Source organism: Curtobacterium luteum, from assembly GCF_014646995.1.
Lineage (GTDB): Bacteria > Actinomycetota > Actinomycetes > Actinomycetales > Microbacteriaceae > Curtobacterium > Curtobacterium luteum.
This window is the reverse complement of the sequence record NZ_BMOI01000009.1, coordinates 24,476-37,698: the sequence shown is the minus strand read 5'-3', so window position 1 is coordinate 37,698 and position 13,223 is coordinate 24,476. Positions and strand designations below refer to the sequence as shown.

Here is a 13,223-nt window from a genome sequence, read left to right as displayed (position 1 = left end):
TGCGTCGCGCGGATCGGGGCAGCGGCCGTGGCCGTGGCCGTGGGGAGGCGCGGCATGCGTGAGCCGATCGGCTCACTCCCGGCGGGTGGCCGGGTGTGGAGGGGCGAGGCCCGGGACGCGTCCTGCGGACGCGCCCCGGGCCTCCAGGCCGACTAGCCGACCGACTGCGAGACCTGGTCCTGCGCGGTCTGCAGCGCCGTCTTGATGTCGTTGTCGGACACCGTGCCGCCGGTCGCGATCTTGGCGAACATGTCGTTCATCGCCTTGCCGACGGTGGACTCGAACTGGTCCTCGGCGGGCACCAGCGGGAGCGGCTTCGCCTTGTTGTTGTAGATGTCGAGGAACGTCTTCGTCTGCTCGTCGGTGACCGAGTCGGCAGCGGAGGCGAGCACCGGCAGGGCCGAGTACGGCTTGTCGAGCGTGGCCTGCGTGTCAGCGCTCGTCATGTACTTGACGAACTTCAGGGCGCCGTCCTTGTTCTTCGTGTTCTTGAAGATCGACAGGTTGATGCCGGCCGGGAAGGACGCGATGTCCGTCTCGCCCTCCGGCGCCGGGAAGGGCACGACGCCGAAGTCGTCCGTGCTCATGCCGTTCGACGTGATCGTGCTGTTCGCGTTGTTCTGCGTCAGCATCATCGCGGCCTTCTTGTTCGCGAAGTCCGAGACCGCCTGCGTGCCGTTGTCGTACTGCGCGTTCGAGGTGTTGACGACCTTGTCGCTCTGCATGAGGTCGAGGTAGCGCTTGATGCCGTCGACGTTCGCCTGCTGCGTGAAGGTGGGCTTGCCGTCCTTGTCGAACCACTCGCCGCCGTTCTGCGCCGAGTTGATGAAGGCGAAGTGCGAGTTCTCGGTGTACGAACCACCGGCGATGGTGAAGCCGTACTTGCCGCCCGTGGTCAGCTTCTTGGCGTCGGTGACGAGGTCCTCCCACGTCGTCGGCGCCTCGAGGCCGGCGTCCTTGAACATCTGCTTGTTGTAGTACAGGCCGTACGCGAGGCCGTAGAGCGGGACGCTCGTGACGGTCTTGCCGGGTGCGCCACCGGTCGAGAGTGCGGCCTTGCCGAACTTGTCGGCCCCGCCGATCGCCTTCATCTCCGAGTCGCCGAACTCCTGGAAGGCGCCCGTGGCCTGGAGCGAGGTCGCCCAGGTGTTGCCGATGTTGACCACGTCCGGGCCCTGGCCCGAGGTGACGGCGGTGGTGATCTTGGTCTGCAGGTCGTTCCACCCGATGACCTGGAGGTTGACCTTGATCCCGGTCTCCTTCGTGAACTTCTCGAGGACGGGGGTCAGCACCTCCTTGTCGTTCTGGAGGGAGGTGCCCTGGTTCGACGCCCAGTACGTGAGCGTCTTGGAGTCGCCGGACGAACCGGAGCCTCCGGAGGAGCAGGCTGCGAGGCCGGTCACGGTGAGTGCCGCGGCCGCGGTGATGGCCAGTGCGCGGATGGCAGTGCGCATGACTCTCTACTTTCTCGTCGTTGAGATGGTGCAGGGATGGTGCGTGTCGGGTGCTGCTGTGTGCGGCGCGTCCCCTGGCGATCAGGCCAGGGTCGACTCCGCGGGGTCCCAGCCCTCGGGGAGGGTCGGGGAGGGGTCGACGGTGCTCTCGACGAGCACCGGCTCCCCACGTTCGGCGCTCTCGGCGATGGAGACCATCACGTCGAGGACGTGGAAGGCGAGGGCACCGGGGACCCGGTTGCCGACGCCGGCACGGATGGACCGGGCGAGGTCGACCACGCCCGTGCCGCGCGAGTAGGTGGAGCCGACCGCGGGCATCGTCTCGGGCTCCTCGGCGCCGGCCGCGTACAGCTCGGTGTCGCCGTCGAACTCGTTCGGGTCGGGGAACACGACCGTGCCGGTCTCCCCCGCGATCTCGACGAAGCCGGTGCGGCCGCGCGTCGACTCGAACGAGAACACGCTCTGCGCGCTGCCGCCGCCCTCGAACTCGATGAGCGCGGAGTGGTTCGTCGGGACCTCGACCGGGAACTCGGTCCCCGCCTTCGGACCGGAGCCGATCACCCGGGTCGCGCGGGCCTTGGACGCGGTCGCCGTGACCTTCGACACCGGGCCGAAGACCTGCACGAGCGTCGTCAGGTAGTACGGGCCGATGTCGAACAGCGGCCCGGCGCCGACCGCGAACAGGAACTCGGGGCTCGGGTGCCACGACTCCGGACCCGGGCTCTGGAACAGCGTCAAGCCGTTGAGCGGTGCACCGATGCGGCCGTCCCGGATGGTGCGCAGCGCGGTCTGGAGTCCGGCGCCGAGGAAGGTGTCCGGGGCGACGCTGACCGTCGTGCCGGCCGCGACCGCGGCGTCGCGGAGCTGCGTGGCGCTCTCCCGGTCGAGCGCGTACGGCTTCTCGCCCCACACGTGCTTGCCGGCGGCGAGGACCTGCTGCGCGACCTCGACGTGCGCGGCCGGGATCGTCAGGTTCACGACGATCTCGATGTCGTTGTGGGCGAGGAGCTCCTCGACCGTGCCGGAACCGGGCACGCCCCACTTCTCGGCCTGGGCGGCGGCGCGCGGCAGGTCGATGTCGGCGATGAAGAGCACGCGCACGTCGGGGAAGACCGTCAGGTTCGACAGGTACTGGTCCGAGATGACCCCGGCGCCGATGACGCCGACGCCGACCGGACCGGTACGGCGTGCGCCGTCGGCGGCCGTCGCGGACTCGGGCGTCGTAGCGTCGGCCGGAGCCGCGTTCGCCGCGGTGTCGGCCGTCGTGGTGTCGGCCGGAGCCGCGTTCGCCGCGGTGTCGGTCATGCGCGGACCCCCTGCAGGAAGGTGTACGAGTCGGCCACGGCCTGGAAGACGTCGCCCTCGTGGTCGTCGAGCTCCACGACGTGCAGGGCGTCCGGCGCAGCCGCGAGGATCTCGCGGACCGGCATGATCCCGTCGCCCACGGCGACCTGCTTGGTGTCGTCGTGCGACCCGTCGCCGTCCTTCACGTGGAGAAACTGCACCTTGTCGCCGTACTTCCCGATGACCGCCACCGGGTCGTCCCCGCCGACCGTGACCCAGTACGTGTCGAGCTCCAGCACGACGTCGTCGGACAGAGCGTCGGCGAAGACCTCGTAGGCGGAGACGCCGTCGATGCGGTTCGAGAACTCGAACGCGTGGTTGTGGTAGCCGAGGGTCAGGCCGTGGTCCGCGGTCCGGGGGGCGAGGGCGCTCAGCTCCCGGGCGATCGCCTCCACGTCCTCGCGGGTGGTCCAGCGGGCCTCGTCGACGTGCGGGTCGATGAGGGTGGTCATCCCGGCCGTCACGCTCGCGTGGAAGATCGCCTCGAGGTCCTGCTCGCCGGCGTCCAGCAGGCGTGCGTGTCCGCTCGGGGCGGCCAGTCCGGCGGCGGCGAGCGCGTCGCGGAGTTCGGGCGCACGGTCGACGTAGCCGAAGAGTTCGACGTTCGTGTAGCCGATGTCGGCGATGCGCTGCAGCGTGCCGGGCAGGTCGGCCGAGAGGGCATCGCGGACGGTGTAGAGCTGAACCGAGAGCGGTTGGGTCACCAGGAGGTCTCCTCGTCGAGATGGTGCGGTCGTCACTGACCGATCGTCACACTATGACCGCTTCTGTCGACGGTCAAGCAGAAGTTGCGTTGACTTCGACGGACTTCGTTGCGCGTCCTGTTCGATGTGTGCTCTACTCGCCGCATGGTCGACTTGACACGGACGGCAGCGTCGCCGCCGGTCGGGACGAGCGAGCTCTTCCAGATCCTCCGCGACGGCGTGCCGCGGACCCGGGCCGAACTCGCCGCCCTGACGGGACTCGCACGCTCGACGATCGGCGTGCGCCTGGACGCCCTCATCGAGGTCGGACTCGTCGGCCCGGTGCAGACCGCGGCCTCGACCGGTGGGCGGCCGCCCGCCCAGGTGGCCCTCGTGCCGCGAGCCCGGCTCGTGGTCGCCGCCGACCTCGGAGCGTCGCACGGCCGGGTGGCGGTCACCGACCTCACGGGGGCTCCGCTGGCGACCCGGGAGGCCCTGATCGACATCGCCGCCGGGCCCGTCCCGACGCTCTCCTGGCTCGTGTCGGTCATCGACGAGCTCCTCGACGAGGTCGACCGCGCCCGCGACGACGTCATCGCGATCGGGATCGGCGTGCCCGGCCCGGTCGAGTTCTCCACCGGGCGTCCGGCGAACCCGCCGATCATGCCCGGCTGGGACGGCTTCGACGTGCCCGGCTGGCTGCGGGAGCACGTCGCCGCCCACGTCCTGCTCGACAACGACGTGAACATCGCCGCCCTCGGTGAACGGCAACGCGGGTGGACCGACGTCGACCACCTGCTCTTCGTCAAGGTGGCCACCGGCATCGGCTCGGGCATCGTCTCGGACGGCGTCCTGCAGCGCGGCGCCCAGGGCACGGCCGGCGACATCGGGCACGTCCGGGTGAGCCGCGCCGAGGACATCCCCTGCCACTGCGGGAACACCGGCTGCCTCGAGGCCGTCGCCTCCGGTCCGGCGATCGCGCGGGCGCTCCGGGCGAAGGGCCGGGACGCGCACACGAGCGGCGACGTCGTCGACCTCGTCGCCCGGGCCGACCTCGACGCCATCGCGGCGGTCCGACAGGCCGGCCGGGACATCGGCGAGGTGTTGGCGACGTGCGTGTCGCTGATGAACCCGTCGGTGATCGTGCTCGGTGGCTCGGTCACCCGAGCCGGCGAGCACCTCCTCGCCGGCGTCCGCGAGGTCGTGTACTCCCGCTCGATGCCGCTCGCCACGGAGCACCTCGTCATCGCGCAGTCACGCGCCGGCGCCCACGCGGCCCTCCACGGGGCCGCGGCACTGGCCATCGGCTACGCGCTCTCCCCCGCGGGCGTCGACGAGCTCGTCGCGTTCGCCGAGGGACGGGCGCTCGCGTCCCGACCGCTGGTGTCCTGACCACTGGTGTCCTGACCACTGGTGTCCTGACCGCTGGTGTCCTGACCGCGCGTCGGTTTCCGCTCCGTCGGTACCGGGGGTGAGAATCGTCGGGTGACGATCGTGCAGCCCACCCTGTGGGGCGACCTGGACCCCGGTCTGGAGGAACGTCCCGCGCCCGGCGGGTCGGCTCCGGTCGCGCGCACGGTCGGCTCCGGCACCGCGTCGTCCTCCCGGACGGCGTCCGGCTCCGGCACCGCGTCCGGTTCAGGCTCGGCGTCCGGTTCCGGCACCGCGTCCGGTTCCGGCCCGGGTACAGCCCGGCACGACACGTTCACGGTCCTCCGCGGACACACCGAGCGCATCGTCGCCCACTCCTCGGACCGCGTCGCGTGGCTCCGTGCCCGCGCGATGGGCATCACCGCCACCGACGTCGCACGGCTCGCCTCGCTGCGCGCCGTCCACGCGGTCGTCGCGGACAAGCGCTACGGCTCACGGTTCTCCGGCAACGTCTACACGGAGCACGGCAAGGAACGCGAGCCCGTCATCGCCGCCTGGGTCGCCGCCACCCACGGCATCGAGCCCTCCGCCCACCTCTTCCACGCCGCGGCGAACCGTGCCCACCTCGCCACCCCGGACGGCGTCGGCCACGACGGCGACGGCCGGCTCGTGCTCGCCGAGATCAAGACGACCGCGAAGGCGTGGCGGAGCATCCCGCGCCACTACCTGCGGCAGATCTGGTGGCAGCAGTACGTCCTCGGCGCCGACCGCACCCTGTTCGTCTGGGAGCGCCACGACGACTTCGTCCCCGCGCACGACGAGCCGGAGTGCCGGTGGGTGGACCGCGACGACGACCAGATCCGGGTGCTCATCGACCTCGCCGACCGGGTGCTCGACACCCTCCGCCGCGACCGGCTCTAGACCCGCACGATCCGGAGTCGGCTCATCCCGACGACGAGCACGCCCATGAGCGCGATGAAGACGGCGATCCCCAGGCAGTAGAGCGCCACGACGCCGTACCCGAGCGACGGGTCGAGGAACGGGTACGGCACCCACCCGTCGGTCGCGCCGCGGATCAGGATGACGACGAGCCAGACGGCCGGGTAGATCAGGAACAGCCACACGTGCCGGAGGAGCAGGCGCGACCGGTCGGAGAACAGCAGCCAGTCGAGCACCGCGTACACGGGCATGACCTTGTGCAGCACGTCGTTCGACCACGGCACCGACGACTGCACGTCGATGCTGACGAGCAGCGTGTTGTAGACGATCCCGGTCGTCGCGATGTAGACGGTCGACGCACCGCGGAAGATGCTCGTGCCGAGCGCTCCCTGCTTCCGCCGGGCGGCGGTCACCAGGGTGATCGCGAACGCCAGTGCGATGAAGATGTTCGACTGGTTCGTGAAGTAGCCGAAGTAGTTGAAGAAGTTGTAGCTCGGGAGCTTCGAGCTCACGAGCCATTGGGCCAGGATCGCGGCCGCGACGGCGATCACGGCGACGAGCCGCAGGGCGTTCACGAGGGTGCGCACGCGGCCACGCTATCGGGACAGGAGCCCGGACGACGAGGAGACCCGCACCGTTGCCGGTGCGGGTCTCCTCGTTCGAGCCTGACGACTCGGATCAGATGCTGTTGACGTCCAGCGGGATGCCGGGGCCGAAGGTGGTCGCGACGGACCCCTTCGTGATGTAGCGGCCCTTCGACGAGCTCGGCTTGAGGCGGACGATCTCCTCGAGCGCGGCCGAGATGTTCTCGTCGAGCTGCTCCGGCGTGAACGAGGCCTTGCCCACGACGAAGTGCACGTTGGCGTGCTTGTCGACGCGGAACTCGATCTTGCCGCCCTTGATGTCGTTGACGGCCTGCGCCACGTTCGGGGTCACCGTGCCGGTCTTCGGGTTCGGCATGAGGCCACGCGGGCCGAGCACCTTGCCCAGACGACCGACCTTGCCCATGAGGTCCGGGGTCGCGACGGCCGAGTCGAAGGCGGTGTAGCCGTCGGCGACCTTCTGGATGAGCTCGTCGCCACCGACCTCGTCGGCACCGGCGGCGATCGCGGCCTCGGCGGCAGCGCCCACCGCGAACACGATGACGCGGGCGGTCTTGCCCGTGCCGTGCGGCAGGATGACCGTGCCGCGGACCATCTGGTCCGCCTTGCGCGGGTCGACGCCGAGCTTCAGCGCGACCTCGACGGTGGAGTCGGTCTTCGCCGAGCCGGTCTCCTTCGCGAGGGCGACTGCCTCGGTCGGGGTGTAGAACTTGTCGGCCTCGATCTTCGCGGCCGCGGCCTGGTAGGCCTTGGACTTCTTCGCCATGGTGTTCTCCTCGCGGAAGCTACGTGGTTGACGAGCCGGCGAGGCTCTCCCACGGAAGGGTGTAGGGGGTGTGGATCAGGCTTCGACCGTGATGCCCATCGAGCGCGCGGTGCCGGCGATGATCTTCGCGGCCTGCTCGATGTCGTTGGCGTTCAGGTCGGCCTGCTTGGTCTCGGCGATCTGACGGACCTGGTCCATCGAGATCTTGGCGACCTTGACCGTGTGCGGGGTCGACGACCCCTTCTGCACACCCGCAGCCTTCTTGATGAGCTCGGCGGCCGGCGGGGTCTTGAGGATGAACGTGAACGAACGGTCCTCGTAGACGGTGATCTCGACCGGGACGACGTTGCCGCGCTGCGACTCGGTCGCGGCGTTGTACGCCTTGCAGAACTCCATGATGTTCACGCCGTGCTGACCGAGCGCAGGACCGATCGGCGGGGCCGGGTTGGCGGCGCCCGCGTTGATCTGCAGCTTGATCAGGCCCGTGACCTTCTTCTTCGGTGCCATGACTTGTTTCCTCCTGGAATCGAACGCACGGGGATCCGTGCACTCTCCCGCGGGCCCGGCCGTTCCGGACCGCGGTGAAGCCCCACACGCTCAGCGTGCGGGGCCAAACCTGGGTAGCTTACTACAGCTTGGTGACCTGGTCGAAGCTGAGCTCGACCGGGGTCTCGCGCTCGAACAGCGAGACGAGGACGGTGAGCTTGCCGCTCTCCGGCTTGATCTCGGAGATCGAACCGGGCAGGCCCGCGAACGAGCCTTCCTTGATGGTGATCGTCTCGCCGATCTCGAAGTCGACCTCGGCCTGCGGCTGCGCCTGTGCGGCACCGCCGGACTTCGCGCCGCCCTTGGCCGGAGCGGCCTCGGCGACCTGGACGAGCGACTTCAGCATGCCGAAGGCCTCGTCGAAGCGGAGCGGGGTCGGGTTGTGCGCGTTGCCCACGAAGCCGGTGACGCCCGGGGTGTGGCGGACGACGGACCACGAGTCCTCGTTGAGGTCCATGCGGACGAGCACGTACGAGGGGATCCGGACGCGGGTGACCAGCTTGCGCTGCCCGTTCTTGATCTCGACGACGTCCTCCATCGGGACCTCGACCTGGTAGATGTAGTCCTCCATCGACATCGACACCATGCGGTTCTCGATGTTCGACTTCACGCGACGCTCGAAGCCCGCGTAGGAGTGGATGACGTACCACTTGCCCGGCTTCATCCGCAGCTCGGCCTTGAACGCCTCGTACGGGTCGACCTCGGCGGGCTCGTCGTCGAGGGCCTCGTCGGCGGCCAGCGTCTCGTTCGCCTGCTCGGCGGTCTCGGACTCCAGCTCGACTTCTTCCTCGTCCTCGACGGCCTCGACAGCGGCCTCCGCCTCGTCGGCGGAGTCGATCTCGAGGGCGTCGTCGACGACCGCGTCGGCCTCGGGGTCACGCGACTCCTGCAGGGCGGTGAGCGCCTCGTCGATGCCCGCGTCGACGGTGCCGTCGTCCGGCTCGTCGCTCAGGCCGAGGGACTCGTCGTCGGCGTCCTCCACGGAGATCGCACGCTCCTCGGAGGACTCGGCCGAGAGCAGTTCGCCGGTCTCGACGTCGCCTTCCTGGTTCTCCTCGACCTCGGAGGACTGCTCGGCAGCCGTCGCGAGGTCGATGTCGTCGCGGGAGTTGTCAGACAATGTCGGTTCTTTCCGTTCGGTGGTGCGGATCGGGTCGGCGAGCGATCAGCCCGGCCGGCGGTCGGACGGACCGGTTCAGGCGGTCGGCCCGTTGCCGAAGACGTAACCGACGCCGAGCCCGAACACGAAGTCGAGGACCGAGACCAGGATCATCATCACGATCACGAAGACGAGGACGACACCGGTGTAGCTGAAGAGCTCCTTGCGGGTCGGCGTGACCACCTTGCGGAGTTCGCCCATGACCTGCCGGATGAACAGCACGATGGCAGCGAACGGCCCGCGACGCGATGCGCGGTCCTGCTTCGCCTTGGCGACGACGTCGTCCGCCGTCGCTTCCACGTCTTTGCTCGCCAACTTCTACCCTTCCAGATGTGCAGGGCGGACAGGACTCGAACCTGCAACCTGCGGTTTTGGAGACCGCTGCTCTACCAATTGAGCCACCGCCCTTCGAACACGGTTCGTCACCGTTCCGCGTTCCGGTGGTCGAGTGTACGGGAGTCCGTCACACGGTGTCCACTTGACCGCCGCCCCCGGCGTGCCGCCCCGGTAGGCTCGGGGTGTGAGCACCGCAGCCGAAGGCCCCGAGTCCACCGCCAACCCCGCCGCCCCGCAGCAGCGCATCGCGTCCCGCATCGCGGCCATCGCCGAGTCGGCCACGCTCAAGGTCGACGCGAAGGCCAAGGCGCTCAAGGCCGCGGGTCGACCCGTCATCTCGTTCGCCGCGGGCGAGCCCGACTTCGCCACGCCGCAGCACGTCGTCGACGCCGCCGTCGCCGCCGCGCAGGACCCGAAGAACCACCGCTACACGCCCGCCACCGGGCTCCCCGAGCTGAAGCAGGCCGTCGCCGAGAAGACGGCGCGCGAGTCGGGCGTGTCGGTCGACCCGTCGCAGGTCATCATCACCAACGGTGGGAAGCAGGCGGTCTACCAGGCTTTCCAGACGATCGTCGACGACGGCGACGAGGTCCTGCTGCCCGCCCCGTACTGGACCACCTACCCCGAGGCCATCCGGCTCGCGGGCGGCGTCCCGGTCGAGGTCTTCGCCGGCAGCGACCAGGACTACCTCGTCACCGTCGAGCAGCTCGAGGCAGCGCGCACCCCGAAGACGAAGGCCCTGCTCTTCTGCTCGCCCTCGAACCCGACCGGGTCGGTGTACTCCGCCGAGCAGACGAAGGCCATCGGCGAGTGGGCGCTCGAGCACGGCATCTGGGTCATCAGCGACGAGATCTACCAGGACCTCGTCTACGACGGCGTCCGGTTCACCGGCGTCCTCGAGGCCGTCCCTGCCCTCGCGGACACGACGATCCTCGTCAACGGGGTCGCGAAGACCTACGCGATGACCGGCTGGCGCGTCGGCTGGTTCATCGGCCCGGCGGACGCGGTCAAGGCCGCGTCGAACCTGCAGTCCCACCTCTCGAGCAACGTCTCGAACGTGTCGCAGCGCGCCGCGATCGCCGCACTCGACGGCCCGCAGGAGCCCGTGACGGCCATGCGCGAGGCCTTCGATCGACGCCGCCGCGCCATCGTGGAGGGGCTCAACGCGATCCCGGGCTTCAACACGCCGACGCCGAAGGGTGCCTTCTACGTCTACCCCGACGTCACGGCGCTGCTCGGCCGCGAGTGGGCCGGTTCCACCCCGACGACGACCCTCGAGCTCGCGGACCTCATCCTCGAGCACGCCGAGGTCGCGGTCGTCCCCGGCGAGGCCTTCGGCCCCTCCGGCTACCTCCGCCTGTCCTACGCGCTCGGCGACGACGACATCGCCGAGGGCGTGTCGCGGCTGGCGAAGCTCTTCAGCTAGCGGATCGCACACCACGACGCAGATCGCGCCCCGTCACGACGGGGCGCGATCTGCGTCCAGCGGATGCCGCGCCGTCCGGCGCACCGCCCTGGAGGCACGGCTCGGCTCTCGAGGTCGGCCGGCGACGAGGGTCAGCGCTGACGGTCAGCCCCCGGCGAGCAGGTCGCCCACCACGACCGGCTCCGGCACGAGCGTGACGCCGAAGCGGTTGAGCACGGTCACCTGCACGTACCGCGCCAGTTCGGCGACCTGCGCTGCCGTCGCGCCGCCGCGGTTCGTCAGCGCGAGGGTGTGCTTCGAGGAGATCGCGGCGCGCGACCCGGGGACCGCGTACCCGCGGTGGACGCCCGCGTGTTCGATGAGCCACGCGGCGCTGAGCTTGACGTCGTCGCCGGCGGGCCAGCGCGGCGCGTCGGCGGGCAGGGACTCGGCGAAGGCCGCGGACACGATCGGGTTCGTGAAGAACGACCCGGCGCTCCACGTGTCGTGGTCGTCACCGTCGAGCACCATGCCCTTCGACGCCCGGAGGCGGAGGACTTCGTCGCGCACCGTCGCCGGCGCCACCCGCGTGCCGAGCTCGACGCCGAGCGAGCCGGCGAGCTGCGCGTACCGGACGGGCACGCCGTCGTCGCTCGCGGTGCCGAGCCGGAACTCGACGGTGAGGACCACGCCCCGTCGCCCGTGCTTCAGCGTGGACGAGCGGTAGCCGAGCGCCAGCTCGGCCGCGGGCACCCACGCGCGCTCCCCCGTCGACGCGTCGAGGAACTCGATCCGGGTGAGCACGTCGGACAGCTCGACCCCGTAGGCGCCGATGTTCTGCACGGGGGCGGCACCGACGGTGCCCGGGATGCCGCTGAGGGCCTCCAGGCCGGTCCAACCGTTCGCCACGGTCTGCGCGACGAACGCGGCCCACGGTTCCCCGGCCGCCACGCGGACGGTGACGCCGTCGGCGTGCTCGCCGGGGTAGTCCGACTGCACCACCTCGACGCCCCGCGTCCTGACGAGCACGACCGTTCCGTCGAACCCGGTGTCGGCGACGAGGAGGTTGCTCCCGCCACCGACCACCAGCCAGTCGTCGTCCTGCCAGGCGGTGTGCGCGTGCGCGACGAGCTCGTCGGTGGTCGCAGCGGTGAGCAGCGTGCTCGCGGGACCGCCGACGCGGAGCGTCGTGAGGTCGGCGAGGACGGCGTCCGTCACGGTCAGCGGAACGCCACCGTGACCTGCGCCTTGCCGAGCACGGTCTGCCCGGCGGCGGTCACGGTGAGGTCGATGCGCTGCGGACGGCCCGCGTCGTCCACGGTGCCGACCTTGGCCACCACGCCGACGGTCGCGCCGTCCTGCGGGTCGACGACGACGGGACGGGTGAACCGGACACCGTAGCGTGCGACCCAGCCGCGGTCGCCGAGCCACTCGGCGACCGGCTGGACGGCGAGGCCCATGGTCAGCATGCCGTGCGCGAGCACACCGGGCAGCCCCACCGAAGCGGCGACGTCGTCGCGGTAGTGGATCGGGTTGAAGTCACCCGAGGCGCCGGCGTACCGGACGAGCGAGTCGCGGGTCACGTGCACCTCGCGCTCGGCGACGACCGTGCCGACCGCGACGGCGGTGTCGGCCTCTCCGTGCTGGACGTGGGTGCTCATGCGTCATCTCCCCGGACGACGAGGGTGGACGTGGCGGTGACGACGTGCTCGCCGGACGCGTCGACCACGGTGGACTCGGCGGTGACCATGGCGTTGCCGCCGAGGGTCTTCACGCTCGTCACGGTCAGCGTCGCGGTGAGCTCGTCGCCGGCGACGATCGGACGGTCGTACGTGAACGCCTGCTCCCCGTGCACGACGCGCGAGAAGTCGATGCCGGCGTCGGGCTCGGCCAGGAGCTGCGCGAGCGTCGCTTCCTGCACGACGACCGCGAAGGTCGGCGGGGCCACGACGTCGTCGTAGCCGGCGGCGCGGGCGGCCTCGGGCTCGTGGTGGATCGGGTTGGTCGCGAACACGGCACGGGAGAACTCACGCACCTTCTCGCGACCGACCAGGTACGGCTGGGCCGGCGGGAACGTCCTGCCGACGAGCTCGGGGTTCACAGACACGTCCGGCAGTCTACCGAGCGCCGTCCGACATCCCTGTTTCCATGAGTACGCATCGGCTATGCTGCTGCAGCGGCGTCGGGGGGTGCCGCTCGCGCTCGGGGAGGGAGCAGCCATGGAGGCACGGACGGAGTACGCGGTCCACACCGGGGACCGACGCACGGCGATGGAGGTGGCCGGGGCCGCACTGCGACGGAGCGGCCACGAGGTCACCTCCACCGGCGGGACCATCACCGCGACGAGCGGGAACCGGTTCCTCACGATCCTCCTCGGCGCGCTCGTCCACCCGTCCCGGGAGTTCCGCCGCTACGAGGTCTCGACGACCGTCACCGGCACGTCCACCACGATCACGGTCCGTCCCGCGGGGCACGGCACCGCGGTCGCCGGGGGGACGATCGGTACCGAGCGTCGGCGGGCCGCGTGGCGTCAGGTCACCGGGAGCGTCGAGACGGCGCTGCGGGCGGCCGGGGTGCTCGTCGGGCGGACGGACCACGGGTACCACTGAGCGCACGGG

The 13,223-nt window shown here is 70.5% G+C and carries 15 protein-coding genes and 1 tRNA gene; 4 read left to right on the top strand and 12 right to left on the bottom strand.

Annotated elements, in window-relative coordinates:
- Positions 1 to 152 precede the first annotated feature (152 nt).
- The 3 genes from IEY20_RS11060 to IEY20_RS11050 form a co-directional block, all read right to left on the bottom strand.
- Positions 153 to 1,454, bottom strand: a complete 1,302-nt coding sequence (locus IEY20_RS11060) for an ABC transporter substrate-binding protein (protein ID WP_175329449.1) — start codon at positions 1,452 to 1,454, stop codon at positions 153 to 155.
- Between the two features lie 81 nt (positions 1,455 to 1,535).
- Entirely contained in the window at positions 1,536 to 2,759 is a 1,224-nt protein-coding gene (locus IEY20_RS11055) for a Gfo/Idh/MocA family protein (protein ID WP_229728006.1), read from the bottom strand.
- Positions 2,756 to 3,502, bottom strand: a complete 747-nt coding sequence (locus tag IEY20_RS11050) for a sugar phosphate isomerase/epimerase family protein (RefSeq protein WP_188889132.1) — start codon at positions 3,500 to 3,502, stop codon at positions 2,756 to 2,758. Before IEY20_RS11050 ends, IEY20_RS11055 begins: the two co-directional genes overlap by 4 nt.
- Positions 3,503 to 3,646: 144 nt before the next feature.
- On the opposite strand from IEY20_RS11050, the gene IEY20_RS11045 reads away from it, so the two are divergent.
- Both IEY20_RS11045 and IEY20_RS11040 read left to right on the top strand, forming a co-directional pair.
- A complete protein-coding gene (locus IEY20_RS11045) occupies positions 3,647 to 4,873 on the top strand; it encodes an ROK family transcriptional regulator (RefSeq protein WP_188889130.1) in 1,227 nt (408 codons plus the stop codon).
- Between the two features lie 342 nt (positions 4,874 to 5,215).
- Positions 5,216 to 5,773: a YqaJ viral recombinase family protein gene (locus IEY20_RS11040; protein ID WP_042726767.1), complete on the top strand. Its 558-nt coding sequence runs from the start codon at positions 5,216 to 5,218 to the stop codon at positions 5,771 to 5,773.
- On the opposite strand, the gene IEY20_RS11035 is transcribed toward IEY20_RS11040, so the two are convergent.
- The 6 genes from IEY20_RS11035 to IEY20_RS11010 all read right to left on the bottom strand — a co-directional run bounded on the left by IEY20_RS11035 (position 5,770) and on the right by IEY20_RS11010 (position 9,272).
- Positions 5,770 to 6,378 (bottom strand): Pr6Pr family membrane protein, encoded by a 609-nt coding sequence (locus tag IEY20_RS11035; protein ID WP_022904427.1) that lies wholly within the window; start codon positions 6,376 to 6,378, stop codon positions 5,770 to 5,772. The genes IEY20_RS11040 and IEY20_RS11035 overlap by 4 nt on opposite strands.
- Positions 6,379 to 6,469: 91 nt before the next feature.
- Entirely contained in the window at positions 6,470 to 7,159 is a 690-nt protein-coding gene (gene rplA, locus IEY20_RS11030) for a 50S ribosomal protein L1 (RefSeq protein WP_022834225.1), read from the bottom strand.
- Between the two features lie 75 nt (positions 7,160 to 7,234).
- Complete coding sequence (gene rplK / locus IEY20_RS11025) at positions 7,235 to 7,666, bottom strand: 50S ribosomal protein L11 (RefSeq protein WP_022904426.1); 432 nt, start codon at positions 7,664 to 7,666, stop codon at positions 7,235 to 7,237.
- A 121-nt stretch (positions 7,667 to 7,787) separates the two neighbouring features.
- Complete coding sequence (nusG, locus tag IEY20_RS11020) at positions 7,788 to 8,825, bottom strand: transcription termination/antitermination protein NusG (RefSeq protein WP_022904425.1); 1,038 nt, start codon at positions 8,823 to 8,825, stop codon at positions 7,788 to 7,790.
- Between the two features lie 75 nt (positions 8,826 to 8,900).
- Positions 8,901 to 9,179, bottom strand: coding sequence for a preprotein translocase subunit SecE (gene secE, locus IEY20_RS11015; RefSeq protein WP_022904424.1), 279 nt, complete (start codon positions 9,177 to 9,179; stop codon positions 8,901 to 8,903).
- 20 nt (positions 9,180 to 9,199) lie between these two features.
- Positions 9,200 to 9,272 (bottom strand) — tRNA-Trp (locus IEY20_RS11010).
- A 112-nt stretch (positions 9,273 to 9,384) separates the two neighbouring features.
- On the opposite strand from IEY20_RS11010, the gene IEY20_RS11005 reads away from it, so the two are divergent.
- The gene (locus IEY20_RS11005) at positions 9,385 to 10,626 is read left to right on the top strand and encodes a pyridoxal phosphate-dependent aminotransferase (RefSeq protein WP_022904423.1); all 1,242 of its coding nucleotides are present in this window, start codon (positions 9,385 to 9,387) and stop codon (positions 10,624 to 10,626) included.
- A 144-nt stretch (positions 10,627 to 10,770) separates the two neighbouring features.
- Here IEY20_RS11005 and IEY20_RS11000 read toward each other — a convergent pair whose 3' ends face one another.
- The 3 genes from IEY20_RS11000 to IEY20_RS10990 are packed head-to-tail and all read right to left on the bottom strand — an operon-like array spanning position 10,771 to position 12,712.
- Positions 10,771 to 11,823 carry a UDP-N-acetylmuramate dehydrogenase gene (locus IEY20_RS11000; RefSeq protein ID WP_175329451.1) on the bottom strand — a complete coding sequence of 351 codons (1,053 nt, stop codon included), beginning with the start codon at positions 11,821 to 11,823 and terminating at the stop codon, positions 10,771 to 10,773.
- 2 nt (positions 11,824 to 11,825) lie between these two features.
- On the bottom strand, positions 11,826 to 12,266 hold the full coding sequence (locus IEY20_RS10995) for a MaoC/PaaZ C-terminal domain-containing protein (RefSeq protein ID WP_022904421.1): 441 nt from the start codon (positions 12,264 to 12,266) through the stop codon (positions 11,826 to 11,828).
- Positions 12,263 to 12,712 carry a MaoC family dehydratase N-terminal domain-containing protein gene (locus IEY20_RS10990; RefSeq protein ID WP_083882150.1) on the bottom strand — a complete coding sequence of 150 codons (450 nt, stop codon included), beginning with the start codon at positions 12,710 to 12,712 and terminating at the stop codon, positions 12,263 to 12,265. The genes IEY20_RS10995 and IEY20_RS10990 overlap by 4 nt, the downstream gene beginning before the upstream one ends.
- 112 nt (positions 12,713 to 12,824) lie before the next feature.
- Here IEY20_RS10990 and IEY20_RS10985 point away from each other — a divergent pair, with 112 nt between their 5' ends.
- Positions 12,825 to 13,214 (top strand): hypothetical protein, encoded by a 390-nt coding sequence (locus tag IEY20_RS10985; protein ID WP_022904419.1) that lies wholly within the window; start codon positions 12,825 to 12,827, stop codon positions 13,212 to 13,214.
- Positions 13,215 to 13,223 lie beyond the last annotated feature (9 nt).

Excerpts from the sequence above, each read along its gene's own strand:
- IEY20_RS11060 (WP_175329449.1), bottom strand. The coding sequence starts at position 1,454 with ATGCGCACTGCCATCCGCGCACTGGCCATCACCGCGGCCGCGGCACTC.
- IEY20_RS11055 (WP_229728006.1), bottom strand. The coding sequence starts at position 2,759 with ATGACCGACACCGCGGCGAACGCGGCTCCGGCCGACACCACGACGGCC.
- IEY20_RS11045 (WP_188889130.1), top strand. The coding sequence starts at position 3,647 with ATGGTCGACTTGACACGGACGGCAGCGTCGCCGCCGGTCGGGACGAGC.
- rplA (WP_022834225.1), bottom strand. The coding sequence starts at position 7,159 with ATGGCGAAGAAGTCCAAGGCCTACCAGGCCGCGGCCGCGAAGATCGAG.
- rplK (WP_022904426.1), bottom strand. The coding sequence starts at position 7,666 with ATGGCACCGAAGAAGAAGGTCACGGGCCTGATCAAGCTGCAGATCAAC.
- IEY20_RS10995 (WP_022904421.1), bottom strand. The coding sequence starts at position 12,266 with ATGAGCACCCACGTCCAGCACGGAGAGGCCGACACCGCCGTCGCGGTC.
- IEY20_RS10985 (WP_022904419.1), top strand. The coding sequence starts at position 12,825 with ATGGAGGCACGGACGGAGTACGCGGTCCACACCGGGGACCGACGCACG.